Here is a 22,562-nt window from a genome sequence, read left to right on the forward strand (position 1 = left end):
ACTCTCTGAGGTTCCCCCGAGATGCGGGGATGGGTGACAGAAGGTCAGATGGGTCTCATGAGAGGAGCCCGGACGATGCCTGCGCCGAGGAAGTACCCGCTGGAGTTGCGTGAGCGGGCGGTGCGGATGTACCGGACCGCCGAGCCGAAGCCCGTGATCCGCCGCATGGCCGAGGAGCTCGGCGTGCACCACGAGGCCCTGCGCAACTGGATCCGGCAGGCCGAGGCCGACGCCGGCGAGCGGACGACCTGCTCGCCAGCGAGGAGAAGGACGAGCTCGCCCAGCTGCGGCGCGAGGTGCGGGAACTTCGCCGGGCGAACGAGGTCCTGCGGACAGCCTCGGTTGTTTTCGCGGCCCAGCTCGACCCGACCCGGCCCAGGTGACGGCGCTCGTCGACGAGCACCCGCATCTGGGGGTCGAGCCCGTACTCCGGGAACTGAACATCCCCTCCTCCACGCCTACACGGCCGGCCGGTTCTGAACCGAGTACCTGTGCATCGACGAGTCCCGTACGTTCCTCGGCCTGCGCCTGAACAACTGGACCTCTGCCGTGGTCTTCCTCGGCGCCATCGCCTGCCTTGTCGTGATAGATCATCCTCATCACCGGCGGCACCAGCGACATGGGTCCGGCGACTGCACACCTGGCCCGCTCGTGAAGCTAGGCGGATTCTTCGCCCGGCACCTTGGCGAGCTGCACACCACGCAGGCTGAGCAGCACCAACGCGACGCACCCGCAGACGAGCGCGATGTCGGCGACGTTACCCACGAACGGGCCGTAGTCGATGAAGTCCACAACATGCCCGCGGGCCAAGCCGGGCTCACGGAAGAGCCGGTCGCCCAGGTGGGATACCGCACCGCCGAGCAGCGCGCCCAGCACGAGCGCCCAGCCCGCAGAGGCCAGTCGGCGTGCGGTGTAGAGGATGCCGACCACTGCCGCTGCCGCCGCCAGGGTGAACACCCATGTCGCCTCGGTGCCCATGGAGAACGCGGCGCCAGCGTTGTACATCAGCCGGAAGTGGATCAGAGGGGGGATCACGGCGAGGCGCTCGCTGTCGGACAACGCGGAGACCGCCCACAGTTTGGTGAGCTGGTCCGTGAGCAGAACCACCGCCGCCAGCATGAGCATCACGCCGTACAGTCGGCTTGAGCCCCGCTCCAACCGCATCATCATGACCTCCGTGCGTAGCGATATCTGAACCAAGATTCCTGAGACTATCGGCGCGGCCCCTCCTGCGATGTCTTCTCCGCCTTCCCAGGCGAGGGTCATCTGTACGCTCTACGCGTGACCGATGAACCCCCGCACGCCGCCACGCCGCTACGCACCTCTGGTGTGACGGGCGGCTCTCGAAGGGCTGGAACACCGTCACCGAACGTGGCGCGAGGAGGTTTTGGGCTGCTTGTGTCAGCTGGTGGAGGCTGGGCTGATGAGTTGGCCGAGGAATTTCTGGGTTTCGCGGTCAGTGGCGTGGATGCGGGTGCTGTGGGTGCCGCGGGTGAGCAAGACGCGGTAGATATTGGTCGGGGTGGGCGATCCAGCGGCCGTTGCTCCAGGTGAGGTCCGGGCGGTGAGCACGTCGGCGTGGTGGTATTCGAGGCATCGACGGTCTCATCGAAGTACTCGGCGAGGTCGCTGACGCACGCCTCTTCGCCATGCACGTTCGTGGTGCGGGTCGGATACCGGGCGTACGGCGAGCGACCGATCCCCTGTAGGCAGGATCGTCCAGTACGAGATCCTCGGCGAAGTCGACACGTACTGCAAGAGAGCCTCTGGCTCGGGACAGTGGTGAATTCTCACTCAGGTGTCGCGTGCTGACGGGGGCTCGGCGAAGGCACCGGCGGCTGCGGCGAGGGCGGCGGTTCTGGCTGCATGGCCGGGCAGTTGCGGGTCGATTGGCGTGCGGAGGAGTACCAGCTCGTGGTACAGGGGCGCGGTGGCGGCGATGAGCAGTCGCCGAGCGGCGGTGTGCGGTGGGAGTTCGGCGCGTCGGACGGCCCGGCTGACGACGATCTCGCAGCGGGCGTATCGGTCCTCCCAGAGCCGCTGTTGGGCGTGGGCGGCCTTCTCGGAGCGGAACGAGGCGGCGATCAGAGCTGCCACGATCGGTGGCTGTGCAGTCAGGGCTGCTTGGATCTCCTGGTTCAGCGCTGCCAGGTCGCCTTCCAGTGAGCCGGTGTCCGGTGGTTGCCAGTCGTCGTCGCTCGCCGCGTCGAGGACATCGGCGAGCAGCCCGCCGACGTCCCCCCAGCGCCGGTACACCGTTGTGCGGTGCACGCCGGCGCGGGCGGCGACGGTGTCCGTGGTGAGCCCGTCATAACCGTGTTCGCCGAGCTCCGCGAGGACTGCGTCGAGCACCTGCGTACGGATACGGGCGGTGCGGCCCCCGGGGCGGCGCAGGGGTGGCGACCTGGTGCCTTCCGGTTCTGGGCCTGTGGGAGTAGTCACTGGTATTCCCTTTGCTCAGGGGATCGACGCTATGGCAACATCTTAAAGCATCAGTTGTCGCACTAGTGGAGTGATCGATGCTCTTCCGAAGCGTTCGCCCGGCCGCGCGGCCCTTGACGGCCGCCTCGTTCTCGAATGTTTTGGAGTCTCCGCATGCCTACCCAGATCACCGTGCTCGCCGTCAGCAAGTCCTTCAATGGCAGGCCCGTCCTTGATGCGGTGACCTGCTCGCTCGCCGCCGGCGAGCGCACCGGGATCGTCGGAGAGAACGGATCCGGCAAGACCACCCTGTTGCGCCTGCTCGCCGGGCGCGAACAGCCCGATGAGGGTGAGGTCGTTGTCCAGGCCGCCGGCGGTGTCGGCTATCTCGCCCAGGACGAGCGGACAGACCCGCAGGCGACCGTCCAGCAGATCATCGACCGCGCCCTGAGTGACCTGCGCGCCGTCGAGCGGCGCATGCGGCGTCTTGAGGCTGCGATGGCCGACGGCGACGCGTCGGGCCTGGCCGAGTACGGCGAACTGATGACGGTCTTCGAACTGCGCGGCGGCTACGACGCCGACGCCCGGGTGGAACGTGCCCTGCACGGCCTCGGCCTGGGGCTGGTGGGCCGTGACCGTACCGTGGGCAGCCTGTCCGGCGGAGAGCGGGTCAGGCTGCGGCTGGCGGCCGTCCTGGCGGCCGCGCCGGAGGTGCTGCTGCTGGACGAGCCGACCAATCACCTCGACGACGGCGCCCTGACCTGGCTGGAGGAACATCTCCGCGCCCGCCGCGGCACCACGGTGGCGGTCTCCCACGACCGGGTCTTCCTCGAACGTGTCGCGACCAGCTTGCTGGAGGTGGACGCCGACCGGCGCCGCGTCGTCCGGTACGGCAACGGCTACACCGGCTACCTCGCTGAGAAAGCCGCCGCCCGGCAGCGCTGGGCCCAGGCACACGACCAGTGGCGGGCCGACACCGACCGGCTTCGCGAGGCCGCCGCGACCACCGCCCGCCAGGTGGCCCCCGGCCGTCCGATGAAGGACGGTAACAAGATGGCCTACGACCGGGCGGGCGGCCGAGTGCAGCAGTCCCTGGCCAGCCGGGTTCGCAACGCCGAGGAACGGCTGCGCCGCCTGCTCGCCGACCCGGTCCCGCCTCCGCCGGAGCCGCTGCACTTCACCCCGGTACTGCGCACCCGCCGCCTGGAGGGTGCCGTCCTCGACGCCGCAGGCATCGCCGTCACGGGCCGACTCGACCGTACGAGCCTCACCGTCGCGGCGGGCGAACGCCTGCTGATCACGGGGCCGAACGGAGCGGGCAAGAGCACTCTGCTCCGCGCTCTGGCCGGGGACATCGCTCCCCACAGCGGGAGCGTCACCCGGCGCGGCAGGATCGGCTACCTCCCCCAGGAGCCGCAGCCCGGGGAGCCGGACGAGACGGTGCTGGCCGCGTTCGCCCGCGGCCGGGCCGGGGACGCCGCCGGGCACGCCGAACGGCTGCTGTCCCTCGGCCTGTTCGACCGCGACCAGCTCACGGTGCCGGTCGGCCGACTGTCCACCGGGCAGGCGCAGCGTCTCGCCCTGGCACGTTTGCTCAGCGAGCCGTCCGAGGTCCTGCTGCTCGACGAACCCACCAACCATCTGTCGCCCGCTCTCGTCGAGGAACTGGAAACCGCCCTGGCCGACTACGACGGCGCCCTCGTCATCGTCAGCCACGATCGACGGCTGCGCCGACGCTGGCGGGGCGCCCGCCTGGCCATGCGGGCGACCGAGTCGTCCGCCGCCAGGGCCTGACGCCCCCGAGATCTCGAACACCCATGCAGAAAGGACGCAATACATGACGCTGCCTGTTCCCGCCGATCCGACCGTGGTACATCCCATGCCCGAGCAGCCGCGGGTGGTACTGCTGAAGCCGCTGGTCACCTCGCCGCTGATCGAGGTCGGAGAGTTCTCCTACTACGACGATCCAGATGATCCGATCGCCTTCGAGACCCGCAATGTGCTGTACCACTACGGGCCGGAAAAGCTGGTTATCGGGAAGTTCTGCGCCCTGGGCGAGGGCGTGCGGTTCATCATGAACGGTGCCAACCACCGCATGGACGGCCCCTCGACGTTCCCCTTTCCGATCATGGGCGGTTCCTGGGCCCAGCACTTCGACCTCATCACCGGCCTGACCGGGCGGGGGGACACCGTGGTGGGTAACGACGTCTGGCTCGGCTACCGGTCCCTGGTGATGCCCGGCGTCCGCATCGGACACGGAGCGGTCATCGCTTCCGGTTCCGTCGTCGTCGACGACGTCCCCGACTACTCCATCGTCGGCGGCAACCCCGCCCGTCTCCTCCGCCGCCGCTACAGCGACGCGGACGTCGACCGCCTCCTGGCCCTGGCCTGGTGGGACTGGCCGCTCCAGCACATCACCGAACACATGCGCACGATCATGTCCGGCAGCATCGACGACCTGGAGAACGCCGCGGCCGGGCACCCGGAAAGGCCACGTCAAGAGCCATAGACCCGCACCACCACGGGCCATTGAACGGCCGGCCAGTGCCCCGCAGAGATCATCCGCATCGCGCTGTGCCCTGCCGTCGTACCGGCGATCCATACACATTCCAACACCGAGAATCGAGCTGTCAGCATGCCTGCTCCGTCTCCTCACAACCCGTTCGCCGACTGGCTTCGAGCCCATGCCGTCCCCCTCACCCACCTCGACCGTGAGGCGCCGCTGGATGACCTGGAGCCGCTCCGCACCATCATCGGCGAAGCCCGCGTCGTCGCGATCGGTGAGAACTCCCACTTCATCGACGAGTTCGCAGCCATGCGGGAGCGCATCCTGCGGTTCCTGGTCGAACGCTGTGGCTTCACCGTCCTGGCCTTCGAATACGGCTTCAGCGAAGGCTTCTCCCTCGACGCATGGGCCCAGGGTGAGGAGACGGACAATGACCTGTCGGCCCACCTCGCCACATCGATCCCCGTGGGAGTAGACGAGCCGCTGCGCTGGATGCGCCGACATAACCGCACCGCTTCCCCACCGGTGCGTTTCGCCGGCATCGACATCCCGGCGGCCGGTGGGTCCTTGCTTCCCGCCCTGACCCCGGTCGCCGACTACCTGCGGCACATCGATCCCGAAGCCCTGCCCGCGGTCAGGACCGCGATACGGATCGCCGAATCGTTCGCCGGTGGCTCCGGTGCCGACGCCGCGCCCGCGTGGGCACGCCTGGCCACCGCCGAACAGGACGCCCTCAGCGCGATCCTGACGCGCCTGCTCATCCGGTTCCGCTCCGTGGAACCGCTCTACGTCTCCCGCGGCGACCAGCACAGCTACGACATCGCCCTGCGACGCCTCGAAGGCGCCTGCCACGGCGACTACACCTTCCGCGCCATGGCCGACCTGTTCGCCGGCAAAGGGCTGACCGCCGACACCTCGGCCCGGGACGTCTACATGGCCGAGTCGGTCCGCTGGCACCTGGAGCGCTTCGAACCCGGCACCCGCATCGTGCTGGCGGCTCACAACGCCCACATCCAGAAAACACCGGTCTCCTTCGACGGCCACCTCACGGGGCTCCCGATGGGACAGCACCTGCACCGCGTACTCGGCGACGAGTACGTCGCCCTCGGCCTGACGAGCGTCACTGGACACACCGCGGACATGAGCCGCGACGAGAACGCACGCTTCGGTTTCACCATCGACACCACCGCGCTGGAGCCGCCCGAGCCGGGGAGCGTCGAAGCCGCCTTCGCCGACGCCGGACTCGGGCTCGCCATCGCCGATCTCCGCCAGGCGGAGGCCCATGACGACGCCGGCCACGCTCCGGGGCCCGACCGCATCCGGATACAGAGCGCCTACGTACACACTCCCGTCCTCGACGCGTTCGACGCCATCCTCAACACCCCGGCCTCCACCGTCGCCGGGCACATCCAGATCTGAGGATCCCGGCCTCCGCCTCTCGCACGGACGCCACCGTGGGCGGCCGCCGGCCATCACCGACGTCATGCTGCACGCCGTGCTGCACGCCGTGCTGCACGCCGTGCTGCGGCGCGGGGCGAACGGCGGGTCCGTCGAGCATCCAGTGCGCCTCATGAACGGCAGTGGGTGAGCCTCGCGGACGGCGCTGCCGGGTCCATCGCCGCCGACCGAGGCCCGTAGCGGGCGCCTTCACCCGATGCGACATCGTCACCGGCCGGATCTGGGCACGGTGGGTTCTACCGTGCTCAACCACGTTGCTTCTGCCCTTCCTTGACTCGCAGCGCACACCGGAGACAGCCATGACCAACATCGGCATCATCGTCGGTTCTACCCGTCCCGGCCGTGTCCGCAGATAGCCGAATGGATCGACAAGACCGCCCGCTCACGCCGGGACGCGGATTTCGAACTCGTCGACATCGCCGACTACCCCTTGACCCCCTGCGACACATCGCCGGAGCGGTGCAACTGGCTGCCGTGCACACCCAGCTCCACCTGTCGCTGAAGACCGACTTCGAGGCATGCACGACCTTTTGGCCCACCGAGCACCACGAAACGACACTCCAGCAGCTGCTCACCGAAGTGACCATGTTGACCGATGCGCTCGCTCCCCAGCGCCAGGCCTGAACTTCCGCCCATGGGCGCCGGCACCGGGCCACCGGCCTGGACGTGGTTCTGGACGTGGCGGAAGCAGCGCTGCCACCCGGTGCCCCAGGCCTGGTACCGCCCCGGATCGATCGCATCCAGCCCATACCGCCGCGCCCGGCTCACGCGCCGACCCGCCCTGGAGCCCGTGCGCGACCTACGTACGACGAGCCGGCCCGGTAGACGCGTCGATCACCTCCACCTGATGTGGAAGCAAGTCCCTTTGAGTCACCCAGGTTTCCTCTTGCGGCATTGATGATGGCGCGCTTGCCGCAATTGCGTTCGTTCGGGGGGATTGGCGCCCCCAGAGGGATGGGGACGGCGGCCTTTGCGCATGATGCCGTCACTGAACGATCACCTGTTTTGGAGGCTCCGAAGTGACTGCGCAGGACCATGGCACCACCGAGCCTGACGGCGAACCGCTGGACCTGGCCGATCAAGAGCTGGTTCGTGACCCGTTCACCGCCTACGCGCCCGTCCGTGAACGGGAACAGATGGTGCGGGGACGCGTGCAAGGAGTCGACCCGATGTGGGTGGCCACCCGCCACGACGACATCCGTACGATCATGAGCGACTCCCGCTTCACCATTGACGCCGCGACCGTTCCCGGCGCGCCGGTGGCCCATCGCACCGAGCAGACCTGGCAGGCCCGCGGCATGTGCCCAGGGCACGAGAAATACCTGCGTGCTGGAATCTTCGACACGGATGGAGCCGATCACCGACGTCTCCGCGGCCTGGTCACCGCCGCGTTCTCCCCAGGCCGTGTGGCCGCTTTGCGCCCCAGGATCGAGGCAATCGCTGACCAACTGCTCGACCGCCTGCCGGGCCACGCGGAGAACGGAGTCGTCGACCTCATCGAGCACTTCGCCCGGCCGTTGCCCATTACCGTCATCTGTGAGCTCATCGCCGTCCCTGAAGCCGACCGGGACCGCTGGCGCGCACGGAGCGCCACACTGACCGCCGGTATCTGCGGTGACGAACTGGGAGCCGCGCTCGCCGGCATGGTCGAGGACGCGCACGCCCTCGTCGACCACCATGCCGACCGCCCCGGGAGCGACCTCATCTCCGAACTGCTCGCGCCCCATCACCATGACCCGCTGAGCACCGACGAGTTGGTTGCACTCATCACCAACCTCGTCGTCGCCGGGCACATCACCACCGTCAACCTCATCGCCAACAGCACCGAAGCACTCCTCACCCACCCGGACCAGCTCGCCCTGCTGCGTGAAGACGCCACCCTCATGCCGCACGCCGTCAATGAACTCATGCGCTACTGCGGCCCCGTCGTGCGCGCGCTGCCCCGCTACGCCACCTGCGACACCACTGTCGGCAGCACCCCCGTGCGTACCGGGGAAGCTGTTCTCCCGATCGTTTCCGCGGCCAACCGCGACCCGGCCGCCTTCACCGACCCCGACCGCCTCGACCTCGGCCGTACCCGCCGCAGCAAGGAATCTCATCTTGGATTCGGGCACGGCGCACACCGCTGCCTGGGCGCGCACCTCGCCCAGGAAGAGACCGCCGTGGCTCTGACCGCGCTGTTCAACCGTGTCCCCGACCTACAGCTCGCCACCGACCCGAAACACCTGCAACGCGGCACCAACCCTGTCAACTGGCACCTGAAAGTCTTCCCTGTACGCCTGCAACCCCAGTCCTGGCCAGGGGCTGTCTGATGGATCAGACATGGTGTGCGGCAGACGGCACGTAGCCCGACAGCCGAAGGAGGGCTTCCGAATGAATAGTGTTCCCGGGAGCACCGGAGTCCGGCGCTGGGGGAAATCTCCTCCCCGCGTGTCTCATGAGGCATGTCGTAGTCTGGGGAACGACGGTTCTCCAGAGGGCAGTCCTCTCGCCGGGGCGCACAGCGGATATCGCGGCACGTCACCCGCCCACTACGACGACGAGACGCGTCGCTGCATCACCGCCCTGAGCGGCCGGATCGACACCATGAGGGCCACCGAGACCTGGCGAGCGGCACTCGAGGCCCCACGGTGGGGAACGCCGGTGTGGTTCCACGGCGTCATCGGCGGCAACAACCTGCTTGTCACCGACGGCAAGCTGTCGGCCGTCATCGACTTCGTCACCTCGGGCATCGGCGATCCCGCCTGCGATCTCGTGATCGCCTGGACGATGCTCTGTGAGGAAAGCCGCGAGGTATTCCGGCACACAGTCGGCCAGGATGACGGCACCTGGGCCAGGGCCAGAGGCTGGGCACTGTGGAAGTCCCTGCTGACATTGACCCAGTGCCCCGATCCCAGGGACGGGCGAGTCGCCATCCATCTCGATGTGATCGACGCGGTGCTGGCCGACCACGAGCGCTTCGCGTGACCCGGCCCGACGCCGGCGTACTCCCTCACCGCCCAACGCCACCCGCCAAAAGGTCACTTCGTTTCTCATGGGACATACCGAAGTCTGGAGAACGACGGCCACAGAACAGTGCTGCGCCGCACCGATGAAACCGTGTTCCTGTACGCCCGGTCCGGGGAGTCGTCACCCAGCACTGGATGGACCTGGCCGCCGCAGGCATGGAACTGCGCCCCGGCACTGCTCCAGCTCGTTGACGAACTGCCGGAAGTCGGTGTTGCCCGGCTCTCTCCCACGCCGCCGCTCCCGCCGACCTGGCCAGTCGCCCGCCCACCACCGACAGGAGTGTTCCCGTGCATCAGGAACATCGTTACGACACTCCGGAACTGGGCTGGTTCGACGCCGAAGCGAGCTTCGGAGAAGGTACACGTCTGCGGCATCAGTCCCAGGTCGCCGACGGCGCGATGGGCGGCGCAAGGGCCCCGAGGTCTGGACCCGTCACCCCGTCACCCCGTCACCATGGGCACCGGGGCCACGATCGGGGCTGTGGCCGTCATCGCGCCCGGCGCCACCGTCGGCCCTCACGCACTGGTCGCGCTCGGCGCAGTCGTCATCCGCGACATCCCCGCGCACGGCCTGGTGATCGGAGACCCCGCTCGACACGTCGGCCGGGCATGCCGGTGCGGCCACTCCCTGGACACGGAACTGCGCTGCACCAACCGCGGCACGACGGGGACGGACTGGCCGCCGGGCACCAGCCCGTGTCACTGGAGTGAGAATCACACCAGTTTGTCACTGTTCTGTGCCAGACAAGTAATGCTCTCCGAGTCGTACGAGCGGCACGGATAGCGTCCCGCTCCATGAGCACCGCACATCTGCCTCCCGCCGAGTACTACGCCGCCCTCCCCAAGATCATTGGTGGGGCAGGAGCGGCCATCCGCGACACCGCCGGCCGGTTCCTCCTGGTGAAACCGTCCTACCGCGACTACTGGGAGGTCCCGGGCGGCGGGCTGGACCAGGGCGAAGACCCGAGGCGAGCGGTTCAGCGCGAAATCAAGGAGGAGCTGGGCCTCGACCTCACCCCGGGCCGACTGCTGGTCGTCGACTGGGCACCCGAGCAGCCCGACGGCCGCCCCCCGTTGTGCAACTTCATCTTCGACGGCGGTCTGACCACGCAGGAAGAGGCACAGCGGCAGGTGCACCTCGACACCGACGAACTGACCGAGTGGACGCTGGCGGCACCCGAGGAGTGGAACACCCTCCTCCCACCCCACATGGCCCGCCGCCTCCACGCCTGCGCCCGCGCGCTGACCCACGACACCACCCTCTACCTGCACCACGGATTCGACCCCACCCGACACCATCCCTGACGCCCCGCCACCTTTCCGGTCGGCGACCAGGCGTCCACCGGAAGGAACACCGCCGTGAACACACCACCGATCCCGGCCGCCGCACCGCGCCTGGACGCGGCCGACATCGCCGCGGCGGTCCACGTCCTCGAATCCGGCCGGCTCGTCCAGGGGCCCGAGGTCGCCGCCTTCGAGGACGAGTTCGCGGACCTGGTCGACGGCCACTCCTGCATCGCGATCAACTCGGGGACCTCCGCCTTGTGGCTGACCCTCCTCGCACTGGGCATCGGTCCCGGCGACGAGGTGATCCTGCCCTCCTTCACCTTCGCCGCCACGGCCGCCGCTGTCCGCCCCACCCGAGCCACCCCGGTCTTCGCCGACATCACGGCGAGCTCGTCGTCGCTGAACTCGGCGAGGTTGTCGACGAGCCGACCGTGCGGCCGGATGCGGTTGAGCAGGCCTGCTCGTCACGCCCGTCGCCTTCGGTGCCGATGCGGTCGAGGTCGCGCTCGTCGTGCACTCCGGGCCGGATCGCGGCGCCGAGCTGCTCGTCGGTCATCTCGGGCAGCGTGCGCTCGTCGCCCGAGCGGACGCGCGGCCTCGAACGGGTCCGACCCCGGGCCGCTCGGCGTACCAGGGCGGACCACGGCCAAATCCAGAGTGCTCCGGCTTGACGTACGACGTATACGGAGCGGCTGTTCCGTCCAGATGTCGGCCCGGTGGGGCAGGGCCGCCCGGCGCCAGTTGCGCGCCGGGCGGCCGACTGGTGGTGGCGCGTCGAACGCCGAAACTGCCTCTACGGACATCCGCAGGCCGACACAGCGGCGGGTCCGGGTCGGCGGTCAGACGGTTTGTGCGCTGCGGGCGTACGGCGCGAACAGCAGCGACCAGTTGCCGACCGTGGTCCGGGCCAGTGCCGTTCCCGACTCCCCGTCCTCGTCGTCGGGGGTCACTTCGTCGGGCCGGAGGCCGGACTGAGTGGCCGGCTCCTGGGATCCGGTCCCGGTGTGGACGGGGTCGCCGTCAGCAGGGTCCTCCGTCGCCGCGTCGAGGAGGTAGAGCAGGTGCCCGTGTGCGGGGCCGGCGTCCCCTGCTTCCAGTGATTGCGTGGTGAAGGTGCGCTGCTCGTCGTACCGCACCAGATCTGAGTTCTCCACGGCGGCCTGGACGAGCTGGGCCCAGTAGGACTCGTCGTGGGCACCTGTGCGCTGGCGCATGTGCCGTGCGGCGTACCGAGCCATGGCCCCTGCGTCGTCGATCAGAGGGGAGAGCACCTGGTCGGAGGTGAAATCGAAGCCGAACCACAGGCGGCGGCCGTCGAGGGCCAGCGACTCGATACCGCCGACGACGCCGATGCGCCCGGTCAGCCCCGGCACCGGATCTGTTACGCCGTCTCCCGGCGTGGTGTCTGAGACTGCGTTGTCTGCCATGGTGGGTCTCTCTTCCGCGGTCGCGCTTACGCTACTGCCGGAGTGTCTATCGCAGAGCACTGACATCGAGTACGCGGTCCGTCAGCCGGAGTTCCGCAATCTGCCACGGGCCCGATTCAGTCAGCGATCCCTGCCAGGGCGACGGTACGCCGGAGCCCGCAGCGATGGCGTCACGGACAGCAGGCACCGGCTGCCGTCGCCGGTCATCACGCCGGACCGACTGCGCCCAATTCGAAGCGGTGAGGGAGCAGAGCGGGGCGGCCCCGCACGGGGCCCCGGCGCTCGCGTCGCACGCCCGGCAGCGTGAGTGTCGAGGCGAGCTGGGGGAGCCGTCCGTGTCGGTGCGGAAGCTCGACTCGGTGGCGGCCCTGGCGCCGATGGAGACCGAATTGGCGATGATGACGGCTGTATACCGGGTCGCCGCGAAGGAGATGGGGCTCCCCCCGGGTGGTGGAGGGCCTGGCGCCGTTGGACCGCGTTTACTCCGTCACGATCTGCACCGTGGTCATGGTGCTTTCCCGGTCAGCGTCCCCTGAGGAAAGCGGCGCGCAGTGCGGAGCCGCGGGTGATGAGGGCGACGTGGATGACGGGCAGCATACAGACGGCCTGCATCGCGGCGTACCACGGCGGGCAGACACCTGGGATCAGGTCGACGCCGATGATCGCAATCGGCATGATCACGGCGAGGGTACCCACGCGCTCGAAGGCCCGTCGAGACCCCTGGGAAGCGGAAATGGCCATCCGGTAGATCAGTACGGCGACCACCGGGAGCAGTACTGCCCGGACCCACATGAACGTGTTCACCATATGACCACTGCTCGCTGCCACGGCGACCGCCAGGAAGGCGATGGCGCCAAGCGCGCCGTACACCGTGATGCTGTTCATCGCTGTGCCGAAGGCTCGCAGGGTCTGGGGCGTGTGGTGGGGCGTTGCGTCGGTCGTGGGGTGCGCGTTGGTTTCCATGGCTACGACGCTACGAGGCGCCCGTTCGCCCCGGTACGGGCCTGGACACACGACGGGGTGGGCCTAGCCGCAATATCGCTGCTTTAAGGACTCTTCTGGCGTCTGCTGGTGTGTTGTGGTGATGGGGGTGTTTGAGGTGCCAGCTGGACATCTTGCGTTTGATGACGCGGGGGTTGGCGCGTGGTCGGCGGGGTGGCAGGAGTCGTTCCAGCAGTTCGCTGCTGGTGTGGGAGAGGGCTCGTTTCAGCCGTGAGGGGGGAAAGTGCCGCCTGGTCGGTGACGTGGCGGCGGGCGGCGTTCAGGGTGCGGGTGAAGGAGATCCGGTCCGGGTCGAGACCGGCTTGGTGGGCGGTGTCGTGGATGACGTTTCTGAGGGCGTGGTGGACCAGGAGGAATCCGTAGATCTCCTGCTCGATGCTGTCCGGGTGTTGCGAGCGCAGGACCAGTTGGCGGCCGCCCTGGTGGGTTTTGATCTCGTCGAGGGTGTTCTCGATCTCCCACCGCTGGTGGTAGAGGGCTGCCAGTTCTGCGGCCGGGGCCTGGTCCGGATCGCAGACGGTGGTGATGAGCCGGTAGACCGTGCCGTCGTCTCCGTCGAGGGTGTACTCGATCACCCGGACCGGGGCCGGGTCACGGTGGGCACGGTCATCGGCGGCCGTGATCCGGGACAGGTAGGAGCCGTCACCGAGCTGTTCGAGAACCGGGAGCACGATGTTCTTGCGGACCCGCCACAGCAGGTCGGCGCCCGTGCCGGACGAGGCCCGCCACAGTTCGAAGCCCGTGATGCCCCGGTCGGCCATCATCAGCATCCCGGGCCCGAGCCGGTCCAGCAGTCCGGGAACGAGGTGCTGTTCGTGCACGGAGAGCGGACCGGTGGCCGCGGCGAACACCGCATGTGTCCCGCACTCCACCAACGCGGCAACTCTCACCTGCGGATACGCGCTCCGCTGCTGTCCCCGGCCCGAGCCGGGCCGGCCGAAGAAGTTGGCGTTGGCTTCGGTGTCCGGGACATCGAAGACCGTGCCGTCCACCGCGACCAGCCTCCACCGCCGGTACCAGGAACCGGCCGTCTCCCTGGTCGCGACCGGCCGGCACACCCGCTCGAACAGCACCTTCAACGGCTCCGGCCCCAGCCGCCGACGGGCCCGGCCGATCGCCGCCGTGGTCGGCACCCTCCACGGCTTCTCCCATTGCCGCACCCGTTCCAGACCGTGAGTCAGCAGCCTCGCGACTTCCTCATAGCCCTGCCCGGAGAACAGGCACATGGCGAGCACGAAATAGACCACGACCCGGGCCGGCAGCAGCCGTGACCGCTGTTCCACACGCCCGCACTCCGCAACCGCCTCATCCACCAGCCCCGGCGGAAACACCTGAGTCAGCACCCCCGGAGCAATCCGGTCCGACAAACGCGCACACGACGACTTCACCTGTCCAGGCCTCGGCACACCACAACCAACGACACATCACCACCAAAGTCACCGGTATTGGGCCTAGCCCCACTCCCTGGCTGACCATGCAGGATGCAGCTCCCACGCCCGGGAGGAGTTGGAGGAGATCCGCCGTCAGCAGCAGGAGATCGTGGAGAACCTGGTCGCTTACTGACGCACGCTGCTGCAGCAGGTCGACGTCGGTGAGCCGCGCAGGTCAGGCCGCTGCGACGAATATCCGTCCGGTCTGTGGCTTCCCGCTCCACCAGCAGCCGCCTACGACTTGGTACGCGATAGCCAGGGCCGTCAGAGCGATTCGATGGGCCCTGGCGATCCTGCGAGACTGCTGACATGACTGGCATGATCGTGGTCGGCGACTACGACCTCCGATGGCCCGAGCGGTTTGAGGACCTGCGGCAGCGGCTTGCACCTCACATCGCGGACCTGGCTGTATCCATCGAGCATGTCGGAAGCACAGCCGTGCCCGGATGTGCCGCCAAGCCGATCATCGACCTCGACATTGTGGTGGCCGAGGACGCCACCATGCCCGAGCTGATCTCCCGGCTCACCGAGCAGGGCTACCGGCACGAAGGCGATCTGGGGATTCCGGGGCGGGAGGCCTTTCAAGCCCCTCCTGCGGCTCCTGAACATCACTTGTATAGCGTGGTCACGGGCTCCAGACCCCACCTTGATCACGTCTTGCTCCGTGACTACCTACGTCAGCGGCCCGATGAAGTCCGGCGCTACAGCGCGTTGAAGGTGGCCCTCGCACAGCGGTTCCGTGCCGACAGCCAGGGCAGACGGGACTACTCGAGGGCGAAGAGCGCTCTGGTGGAGGAACTGGTCGCGAAGTCCTACGTCGCTCGGGCCGCCGGAGAACCGTGACGTGACGGTGGCCGCACGGGTTCGCCTACGCCAAGGCCGAGGGTGTCGAGCTGCGCATCGACGGCACCGAGACCCAGGTCCGCCGCCCCCGGGCCGGCCGTCCCGGCCGCACGGCGTTCGTATCCGGCAAGAAGAAGCAGAACACCGCCAAGACCACCACCATCAGCGACGGCTCGGGACGCCTGCTGTGGTCCGGGGCCGACCGGCCCGGCAGAATGCACGACCAGACCGCGATGCGCACCGAGTCGTAAGCCTCGATCCACCGGCTGATGCCTGTGGATGACGTTTGGGAAAATGGAGGAGTGTCTTGTGACCTGCGATGATGGGAGTTCTTCACGCTTCCAGCACGCGCAATCAGCAGGGCACTTCCGAGATGCAGGTTTCCCATACGCCGGCGGCGGTCTCCGCTGCGTTCGATGACCCGAATCTGATTGCGCAGGCCGGGCTGGTCCCGGTGATGCGGCTGGCCGAGCAGTGTGGTCTGCCGCGACTGGTGACGGAGAAGGTCAAGTGACCGGGGTGAGGAACCGGCGCGGGTGCGGCGGCAGACGCGAAGGTCACCAGGTGCGGGCGATCACGGCGAGGTCGTCGGCGGTGGCGTCCGCCCCCCAACCCTCCGCGTAGGGGGAGCTCTGCGACTGGGTGGGCAGCTGCATCCCGTAGAGCAGCCGCCCCGGCGGAAACCTGTGCGGCATCCGCATCCCAGCCTCTCACCGAGGCAATCTGTCCGGGCATCAGATAGTCCAAGCTCCACGTGCGGTTTGCACCTGATGAGACGGACCGCCAGGCAAGGGTGGGCCGCGCGGGACTGGCAGCCGATGCGGCACTGGGTCAGCCCCAGAACTCCCGCAGGGCGGCGTTGACGGCGGCGGGCTCCTGGGTGTGCGGGTAGTAACCGGGCACCCGCAGGAGGCGGCCCCCGAGGGAGTCCGTGAGGGACTCGGCCACGGCCATGAGGGGGAGCCCCACGTGCTCGCGGTACGTGGCCGGCGCGCGCTCCCAGGTTCCGCAGATCACCAGAATCGGCAGGGCGGCGCCCCGGACCACCTCCAGCGGGATCTCCGCCTCCCAGATGGGCCGCTCCCTCATAGATGTGGCAACGGCACGGAGCCGGCGCGACGTGGGCTCGGGCATAGCCATCCCCAACCCCTCGGTGGACGCACGTAGATACTGCTCCGGCGTGACGCCGTCCGGGATGCCCGGGGCACCGTCGCGCACCCGGTCGAGGAGGTCGGCGACGACTGGATGGTGCGCGGCGGCGGTGAAGGCGGAGGGCTGGATGAGGGCAAGGGAGCGGACGAGGTCGGGTCGGCGCGCGGCGGCGATGAGCGCGGCGACGGCGCCGTTCCCGTGCCCCACGAGGTGGGCGCCGCCGAGCCCCACGGCGGAGGCCCCGTCGCCGAGAACCTCCACGATGTCCTCGGCGTCGACGTCGAAGTCGCTGCGCGGGGTGTCCGGGCTGTCGCCGTAGCCCCGGCGATCTGTCATGAGGAGCCGCCGGCTGTCCGCGAGGGGCCGCTGCCCGGCAAACCCGTACGTGGAGTCGCTGCCCCAGGTGAAGATGTTGTGGATGAAGAGGGCGGGGGCGGCAGCAGCCGCCGGGGCCCCCGAAGCTGTCGGGGCCCGGCCTCCTCCGACCCGATCGCGGTCATCCCACACGGTCACGTGCACGGCTGCCATAGGTCATCCTCCCGAAGCTGAGGAACATCAACTCCCGTGAGACTAAACCTCGATCCACGGCTGATGCCCGTGGATGACGTTTGGGAGAATGGAGGAGTGTCTTGTGGCCTGCGATGATGGGAGTTCTTCACGCTTCCAGCACGCGCAATCAGCAGGGCACTTCCGAGATGCAGGTTTCCCATACGCCGGCGGCGGTCTTCGCCGTGTTCGATGACCCGAATCTGATTGCGCAGGCCGGGCTGGTCCCGGTGATGCGGCTGGCCGAGCAGTGTGGTCTGCCGCGACTGGTGACGGAGAAGATCAAGTTGACCGGGGTGAGGAACCGGCGCGGGTGCGGCGGCGGACGCGAAGGTCACCAGCATCGTGGGCGGCATGACCGCAGGCGCAGACAGCATCGACGACCTCGACGTCCTGCGGCACGGTGCGATGCCGACTATGTTCGGCGGTATCCGTGCCCCCTCCACGCTCGGCACTTTCCTGCGCGCGTTCACCCACGGCCATGCCCTCCGACTTTTTCGGTCGCCCACATGTCGGTGGCACGTTTTCCGGTGTTGTCCCACCGGGGGAGAGGTCCGGGGAACGGTCGGTCGAAGACCTCGCCGAAGTACCTGGACTCCCAGATCGACAAGTGCTTGACCAGGCCGAGAAGGTTGGTTCCAGTCGAGGTCAGGGGCGTCGGGTGTCGTACTCAACGAGCCCGTCGAGCTTCCAGAGGACCGCCTCGCGCATCTCTCGCAGATCGCTGTGCAGGTACTCTTTTGCGAAATTATCGATCATGCGAGACCACTCTGCCATGACGGGCGAGGGACCGGTGCCGGAACCCTCACACGCCCAACCGGGCCATCCCTACAAGATCTTGTTACGACGTCTACGGGGCGGGTCCTCCCACTTCCTTGTAGGGTCTCAAATTTCGCGGCAAAATCTCGTTTGATCGCGGCACGTGACGGCAATTCCGTGAGACATGAAGGTCAAGAGGTGTCGGTCTCGCGAAGCAGCCGAGGAAATGCGCGTTTCGTGAGACTGATCCGTGTGCCATCGCTGAGACTGCCTGAAAGCCGCTGGTCAGAAGCCCAGCCTGTGCCACGAGCCAACGAGATCCCACATTCCTGTAGCGTCTCAAATTTCGTGGCACGGGCTCACGATCTTGGCGTCGACCGCGGCGCCGAGCACGGAAACCGCAGTTCAGCGGTGATCCAACCCGGGAGGTCAAGGCCGATCGGCGATGCGGTGCGCCAGCCAGGCAAGGGCGGGCGGCATCCGGTATTCGACGGCGTGGTGGCCGCCCTCGAACAGCTCGAAATGCACGATGTCGTCGGCCACTCCGACTTCGGCAAGCGCATCCCGGAAGGCCAATGCGCCCAGGTCGAGGAACCACTCGTCGCGGATGCCGGCGTCGATCCAGATCCCCCGCTGGGAACGGAGGGCGTCGGCGTGCGTGGTGGTCATTCGTACCGGATCCCAGGCCAGCCACCGCTGCCACTCGCTATCCCGCAGGGCCCCGGTGCGGGGGTTGAAGGGAAGGGTGGGAGAGCCGTCGGGGCCTGGAGAAAAGCAGGCGGAGACGCCGAGAATCTCCAGAAGATTCAGGTCCTCCTCCTTGGTGAAGGCGACCCGCGAGCGGAAATCATCCCACCAGCGGAAGATGTCGCCGCCGTAGGGCCGCAGTTGGCGGGCCGCGGTGAGGAAGTGCGGGTGGTACTGGGCCTCGGACAGTGAGTCGCCGGAGTGGGTGGCGAAGGCGCCGAACAGATCCGGGCGGAGCATCGAGGTGACCGCGGCGCCGAGTCCGCCGCTGGACTTGCCCGCGATGGCCCGGTGGTCGCGCGCGGGAAGCGTGCGGTAGCGGGCGTCGACGTATGGCACGACCTCCTCGCACAGGTAGGAGTGGTAGCAGCCGGTGCCGGGTGAGTCGATGAACTGGCTGCCGCCGTAGGTGGTCCAGGCATCCACGAATACCAGCAGCATCCCGGGTGCCTCCCCGCGGGCGAAGATCTCGTCGGCGAGCTCGGGGACTGGCTTCCGAAAGGCTGTGCGGTTGCGCCAGACCGGGAGCGTCCCCGCGTAGCCGAGTAGCAGATACGTGACGGGGTAGCGGCGTTCGGGCGCATCGTCGTAGCCGGGCGGGGTGTAGACCCACAACGGTCGTTGTGTTGGGTCGTTGAGGGGATTGCCGCGGAGCAGCGCGCTGTCGATGACGTGTTCGTCTATGCGTCCGGCGAGCGTGAAGGTCGACATGCCTCGGGACAGTACTACGATTTCAAAATATCTGAATCCATAATTTCTGGAGGGTAGGGTGACGCCGTGACAACATGGCACTCGGCGGCGGAATCAGCGCAGCCACGGGACTCGATCGACCGGCACATCGCCCGCTGGGGGCGTGAAGTCCCCGGCTTGGTGCCGGAGTTGGAGGGATCCGTCACCCGCATGCAGAAGCTCGTGCGGCACCTGCAGCAAAAGAAGGAGGCCGCCCTGGCACGGCACGGCCTGAAGCTGTGGGAGTACGAGATCCTATGGCGCCTGCGCTCCGCGGGAGAGCCCTACCGCATGACACCTACACGTCTCGCTCAGGGACTCGGCGTCCACCCCGCGACCCTCACCAACCGCCTCGACCGCCTGCAGTTGGCGGGGCTGATCACTCGCGAGCACGCGCCTGAGGATCGCCGCAGCCTTCTCGTCGGCCTGACTCCCCAGGGGGCCGCAACGTGGGCGGCGGTGATCGACGACCAACGGGAGGCCGAGGCCACACTGCTTGCGCCCCTGGGCGAGAAGGAGTTGGGGCACCTGGCCGCCCTTCTGCGGGTCGTGGCTCTCGCCGTCGAGGAGGACGGCCCGCCCCTCATGCCGCACGTCGACTGAAACTCCAGCACCACCACTCAGCCGGACCCTTCGACGAGTTCCTCCAGCCCGAAGGAGATCGGCGGGCGGGACGCCACGATCGCCCTCAGCCAGTTCACCGATGAGCCACTCGGTCCCACGGCCGTTGCCCACCGCCGGGGCACTTTCGCGAAAGCAGCTCACGCTCTGCCAGATGCAGTGCGACGGGACAAGCGGCCCGCCGATTGCGGCGGGCCTGCCGAGATCGTGAGGAAATGCCACGTTCGTGAGACACGGCGGCCGTGCCATCGACCTGAGACAGCGGAAGAGCCACTGGTCAACTAGTGCCGCATCAGACGACGTTCGCCCTGCTGTGATGTGACGTGCCCTTGATCGATAGGCTTCGAGAACGTGTTCAGGCCAGTGATACTGGAGGTACCCTCATGGCCATCGAGTGGGTTCGACTCAAGCTGGATCTGGATGCGTTCGACGATGCCCGATTCGAGCCTTACCTCCGACGCTGCCAGCAGACTGGTATCGAGTTTACGACCATGGCAGCTGCCGGCGACACGGTTGAACATCGGCGTGCGCTGTACGACCTGAACAAGACGTGCTCCGCCGACATCCCGGAGCGGGGGGAGTTCTACACGTTCGACGAGTACCTCGCTCAGCGCATCGAGACTCCGACCTACGATCCCCAAGGCGTCGTTCTCGCCCTGGACGGCGGGTCGTGGGTCGGCATGGCAACCACGTCGCTCCAACCCGAAGGGCACGCCCTCAGCGAGATGACCGGGCTGCTGGCCAGCCACCGGGGAAGGGGAATCTCGCTGGCCATGAAGCTCCTGGCCATCGGTTTCGCGCGTTCTCACGGCATGCAGTGGCTGCGGACCTTCCACCACCCTGACAACGCAGCGGCCATCGGCATGAACCGACGGCTCGGCTTCGTCAACGACGAGCCACGAGTTGCAACCACGTGATGGTCTTGCACGTCAGGCGACATTCGCCCTGCGCACAACTCTCCGCAGGCGCTCGTCGGTGGCGTGCTTGTTCCGCCAGATGATGTAGCGGCTGATCACGCTGCCCTGCTCCTTGTGGTCGGCGTGGTCCGTGCCGTCCAGGGTGAAGTAGCGCAGGGCCGTGAACTGGGCCTCGATGCGGTTGAGCCAGGAACTGTTGGTCGGTGTGTAGGCGATCTCGACGTTGTTCGCGGCAGCCCAGATGCCGACCCGTTGACACCTTTTCGTGGTCAGATGCGGGGAAAAGTTGTCGGCCACGATCGCGATCCTGACGTCGGTCGGGTAGAGGCTGCGCAGACAGCGGCAGAACTCCAGGAACTGGGTGCGCCGCTTGACCGGTTTGACGTGGCCGTAGAGCTTGTCCTTGGAGAGATCCAAAGCAGCGAACAGGTGCCGCACCCCGCCGTAACGGTTGTAGGTCGCTCGCCGCCGCCGGCGCGGTTCGCGATCTGGGTCTTTGCGCTTGCCGCCTCGCTCGGCCCACTGCCGGCTCAGGTGGGGCATCAGGTTGAGCGGCCCGAACTCGTCCATGCAGAAGATGACTTCGGGTTCGCCATCCTCGGGTATGACCTCGCCGTCGGTGATCGCGTACAAGTGTTCGACGCGCGCCTTCTTGGCCGCGTAGTCCGGATCGCGGGAGGTCTTCCAGGTCTTCAGGCATTGAAAGGAGACGCCCTCCTCGCGGAGCAGGATGCGCAGGCCCTCGTGGCTGATGTCGTCGACCACCCCCTCGGCGACCAGGGAGTCCGCCGGCTTGGACAGGCTCCAGGTCGAGAACGGCAGGTCGTGCTCGGTGGGCTTGGACTTCGCGATCTCACGGCGCTCCGGCAACGTGAACGTCTTCGGCCGGCCACCGGAATATCTCGGGTGCAGAGAGTCGAAGCCGTCGGCGTTGAAGTTGTGGATCACGTCCCGGTCTCGGTCGTCACTGGTGAACGACACCCCGGCGATCTTCGCCACCGGCATGCCCTGCGCGGAAAGCAGCACCATCTGAGCCCTTTGCCAGGTCACCACCGACCCGGTGCTCCGCGGATAATCCGCAGCAGCCGCGCGCCCTCGTCGTCATCGATCTCCGTACCCGTACCCGTACCCGCTCAGCCACCAGGACAGAGTGGCGGATCCACGCCGCCCGGACCTGCCCCTGGACGGCGAGTCACGGCACGGCGAACGTTGCCTGATGCGGCACTGGGACGTGTTTGAGATGTGGATCAATGTCTCGTGTCGCTTACGCTCGGAGCATGGTGCAAAGCCAGGCGGAAGATGTCGACGGCTATCTCGCCGAGGTGCCCGAGGAACGCAAAGAGGCTCTGACTCGGCTGTGTGAGCTGTGCCGTGCCGAGCTGCAGGGATTCACCGAGGTGATGGCGTACGGGATGCCCGCCTATGAGCGGGACGGCATCGGGGAGATCGCCTTCGCGAGCCAGAAGCAGTACATCTCCTTCTATCTGCTGCGCAGCGATGTCCGCGAGGCATTCGCTGAGCGGCTGGCGGGTCAGGACATGGGCAAGGGCTGCCTGCGCTTCCGCAAGCCGGAGAAGATCGACTTCGTGCTCCTCCGGGATCTGCTGCGGGCCACGGCGGCCAGGACGGGCAAGATCTGCTGACTGCCGCGGTGCAAGGCCGCCACCCGGACACGTGCATCGATCAAGGCCGTGAAACGATCTTCGGAT

21 protein-coding genes and 8 pseudogenes are annotated in these 22,562 nt (G+C 67.8%); 18 read left to right on the forward strand and 11 right to left on the reverse strand.

Features of this window, described 5'->3' with window-relative positions:
- Window positions 1-75: 75 nt before the first annotated feature.
- Window positions 76-228: pseudogene (locus tag ACFV8T_RS30165) on the forward strand (transposase); the annotation flags it as partial.
- A 159-nt stretch (window positions 229-387) separates the two neighbouring features.
- Window positions 388-600 (forward strand): annotated as a pseudogene (locus ACFV8T_RS30170) (prolipoprotein diacylglyceryl transferase); the annotation flags it as partial.
- Window positions 601-657: 57 nt separating this feature from the next.
- Here ACFV8T_RS30170 and ACFV8T_RS30175 read toward each other — a convergent pair.
- Window positions 658-1,266 carry a signal peptidase II gene (locus ACFV8T_RS30175; protein ID WP_385333698.1) on the reverse strand — a complete coding sequence of 203 codons (609 nt, stop codon included), beginning with the start codon at window positions 1,264-1,266 and terminating at the stop codon, window positions 658-660.
- Between the two features lie 528 nt (window positions 1,267-1,794).
- Window positions 1,795-2,442 carry a TetR/AcrR family transcriptional regulator gene (locus tag ACFV8T_RS30180; RefSeq protein WP_385333700.1) on the reverse strand — a complete coding sequence of 216 codons (648 nt, stop codon included), beginning with the start codon at window positions 2,440-2,442 and terminating at the stop codon, window positions 1,795-1,797.
- A 153-nt stretch (window positions 2,443-2,595) separates the two neighbouring features.
- Between ACFV8T_RS30180 and abc-f the strand changes: the two genes are divergently transcribed.
- From abc-f to ACFV8T_RS30225, 9 genes and pseudogenes are all read left to right on the forward strand, one after another.
- Complete coding sequence (gene abc-f / locus ACFV8T_RS30185; protein WP_385333703.1) at window positions 2,596-4,215, forward strand: ribosomal protection-like ABC-F family protein; 1,620 nt, start codon at window positions 2,596-2,598, stop codon at window positions 4,213-4,215.
- Between the two features lie 43 nt (window positions 4,216-4,258).
- Entirely contained in the window at window positions 4,259-4,930 is a 672-nt protein-coding gene (locus ACFV8T_RS30190) for a CatB-related O-acetyltransferase (protein WP_385333705.1), read from the forward strand.
- A gap of 126 nt (window positions 4,931-5,056) precedes the next feature.
- Entirely contained in the window at window positions 5,057-6,346 is a 1,290-nt protein-coding gene (locus ACFV8T_RS30195; protein WP_385333707.1) for an erythromycin esterase family protein, read from the forward strand.
- A gap of 498 nt (window positions 6,347-6,844) precedes the next feature.
- Window positions 6,845-7,009: a hypothetical protein gene (locus tag ACFV8T_RS30200; protein WP_385333710.1), complete on the forward strand. Its 165-nt coding sequence runs from the start codon at window positions 6,845-6,847 to the stop codon at window positions 7,007-7,009.
- Between the two features lie 395 nt (window positions 7,010-7,404).
- Window positions 7,405-8,697, forward strand: coding sequence for a cytochrome P450 (locus ACFV8T_RS30205; protein ID WP_385333713.1), 1,293 nt, complete (start codon window positions 7,405-7,407; stop codon window positions 8,695-8,697).
- Between the two features lie 118 nt (window positions 8,698-8,815).
- Window positions 8,816-9,352, forward strand: coding sequence for a phosphotransferase (locus tag ACFV8T_RS30210; protein ID WP_385333716.1), 537 nt, complete (start codon window positions 8,816-8,818; stop codon window positions 9,350-9,352).
- A gap of 495 nt (window positions 9,353-9,847) precedes the next feature.
- Window positions 9,848-10,177: a hypothetical protein gene (locus ACFV8T_RS30215; RefSeq protein WP_385333719.1), complete on the forward strand. Its 330-nt coding sequence runs from the start codon at window positions 9,848-9,850 to the stop codon at window positions 10,175-10,177.
- 11 nt (window positions 10,178-10,188) lie between these two features.
- Complete coding sequence (locus ACFV8T_RS30220; protein WP_385333722.1) at window positions 10,189-10,698, forward strand: NUDIX domain-containing protein; 510 nt, start codon at window positions 10,189-10,191, stop codon at window positions 10,696-10,698.
- Window positions 10,699-10,752: 54 nt separating this feature from the next.
- Window positions 10,753-11,031, forward strand: a pseudogene (locus ACFV8T_RS30225) (DegT/DnrJ/EryC1/StrS family aminotransferase); the annotation flags it as partial.
- A gap of 28 nt (window positions 11,032-11,059) precedes the next feature.
- On the opposite strand, the gene ACFV8T_RS30230 reads toward ACFV8T_RS30225, so the two are convergent.
- The 4 genes and pseudogenes from ACFV8T_RS30230 to ACFV8T_RS30245 form a co-directional block, all read right to left on the reverse strand.
- A complete protein-coding gene (locus tag ACFV8T_RS30230) occupies window positions 11,060-11,236 on the reverse strand; it encodes a hypothetical protein (RefSeq protein ID WP_385333826.1) in 177 nt (58 codons plus the stop codon).
- A 283-nt stretch (window positions 11,237-11,519) separates the two neighbouring features.
- Window positions 11,520-12,107 carry a hypothetical protein gene (locus ACFV8T_RS30235; protein ID WP_385333725.1) on the reverse strand — a complete coding sequence of 196 codons (588 nt, stop codon included), beginning with the start codon at window positions 12,105-12,107 and terminating at the stop codon, window positions 11,520-11,522.
- A gap of 522 nt (window positions 12,108-12,629) precedes the next feature.
- Window positions 12,630-13,070 carry a hypothetical protein gene (locus ACFV8T_RS30240; protein WP_385333727.1) on the reverse strand — a complete coding sequence of 147 codons (441 nt, stop codon included), beginning with the start codon at window positions 13,068-13,070 and terminating at the stop codon, window positions 12,630-12,632.
- Window positions 13,071-13,324: 254 nt separating this feature from the next.
- Window positions 13,325-14,515: pseudogene (locus ACFV8T_RS30245) on the reverse strand (IS4 family transposase); the annotation flags it as partial.
- Between the two features lie 333 nt (window positions 14,516-14,848).
- On the opposite strand from ACFV8T_RS30245, the gene ACFV8T_RS30250 reads away from it, so the two are divergent.
- From ACFV8T_RS30250 to ACFV8T_RS30260, 3 genes and pseudogenes are all read left to right on the forward strand, one after another.
- Window positions 14,849-15,382 (forward strand): GrpB family protein, encoded by a 534-nt coding sequence (locus ACFV8T_RS30250; RefSeq protein WP_385333730.1) that lies wholly within the window; start codon window positions 14,849-14,851, stop codon window positions 15,380-15,382.
- A gap of 20 nt (window positions 15,383-15,402) precedes the next feature.
- Window positions 15,403-15,627 (forward strand): annotated as a pseudogene (locus ACFV8T_RS30255) (transposase family protein); the annotation flags it as partial.
- A gap of 74 nt (window positions 15,628-15,701) precedes the next feature.
- Complete coding sequence (locus tag ACFV8T_RS30260) at window positions 15,702-15,896, forward strand: hypothetical protein (RefSeq protein ID WP_385333829.1); 195 nt, start codon at window positions 15,702-15,704, stop codon at window positions 15,894-15,896.
- A gap of 43 nt (window positions 15,897-15,939) precedes the next feature.
- Here ACFV8T_RS30260 and ACFV8T_RS30265 read toward each other — a convergent pair whose 3' ends face one another.
- Together ACFV8T_RS30265 and ACFV8T_RS30270 are read right to left on the reverse strand one after the other, a co-directional pair.
- On the reverse strand, window positions 15,940-16,077 hold the full coding sequence (locus ACFV8T_RS30265; protein WP_385333733.1) for a hypothetical protein: 138 nt from the start codon (window positions 16,075-16,077) through the stop codon (window positions 15,940-15,942).
- Between the two features lie 136 nt (window positions 16,078-16,213).
- A complete protein-coding gene (locus ACFV8T_RS30270) occupies window positions 16,214-17,062 on the reverse strand; it encodes an alpha/beta fold hydrolase (RefSeq protein WP_385333736.1) in 849 nt (282 codons plus the stop codon).
- Window positions 17,063-17,229: 167 nt separating this feature from the next.
- On the opposite strand from ACFV8T_RS30270, the pseudogene ACFV8T_RS30275 reads away from it, so the two are divergent.
- A pseudogene (locus ACFV8T_RS30275) lies at window positions 17,230-17,575 on the forward strand (IS1380 family transposase); the annotation flags it as partial.
- A gap of 1 nt (window position 17,576) precedes the next feature.
- Here the strand turns inward: ACFV8T_RS30275 and ACFV8T_RS30280 are convergent.
- A pseudogene (locus tag ACFV8T_RS30280) lies at window positions 17,577-17,839 on the reverse strand (DUF664 domain-containing protein); the annotation flags it as partial.
- A gap of 429 nt (window positions 17,840-18,268) precedes the next feature.
- Complete coding sequence (locus tag ACFV8T_RS30285) at window positions 18,269-19,297, reverse strand: alpha/beta hydrolase (protein ID WP_385333739.1); 1,029 nt, start codon at window positions 19,295-19,297, stop codon at window positions 18,269-18,271.
- A 66-nt stretch (window positions 19,298-19,363) separates the two neighbouring features.
- On the opposite strand from ACFV8T_RS30285, the gene ACFV8T_RS30290 reads away from it, so the two are divergent.
- The gene (locus tag ACFV8T_RS30290) at window positions 19,364-19,918 is read left to right on the forward strand and encodes a MarR family winged helix-turn-helix transcriptional regulator (protein ID WP_385333742.1); all 555 of its coding nucleotides are present in this window, start codon (window positions 19,364-19,366) and stop codon (window positions 19,916-19,918) included.
- A 401-nt stretch (window positions 19,919-20,319) separates the two neighbouring features.
- The gene (locus ACFV8T_RS30295; protein WP_385333745.1) at window positions 20,320-20,853 is read left to right on the forward strand and encodes a GNAT family N-acetyltransferase; all 534 of its coding nucleotides are present in this window, start codon (window positions 20,320-20,322) and stop codon (window positions 20,851-20,853) included.
- 12 nt (window positions 20,854-20,865) lie between these two features.
- Here the strand turns inward: ACFV8T_RS30295 and ACFV8T_RS30300 are convergent.
- Window positions 20,866-21,994 (reverse strand): annotated as a pseudogene (locus tag ACFV8T_RS30300) (IS630 family transposase).
- 136 nt (window positions 21,995-22,130) lie between these two features.
- Between ACFV8T_RS30300 and ACFV8T_RS30305 the strand changes: the two are divergent.
- Entirely contained in the window at window positions 22,131-22,496 is a 366-nt protein-coding gene (locus ACFV8T_RS30305) for an iron chaperone (protein WP_385333748.1), read from the forward strand.
- Window positions 22,497-22,562 lie beyond the last annotated feature (66 nt).

This window comes from Streptomyces sp. NPDC059832, from assembly GCF_042731715.1.
GTDB lineage: Bacteria > Actinomycetota > Actinomycetes > Streptomycetales > Streptomycetaceae > Streptomyces.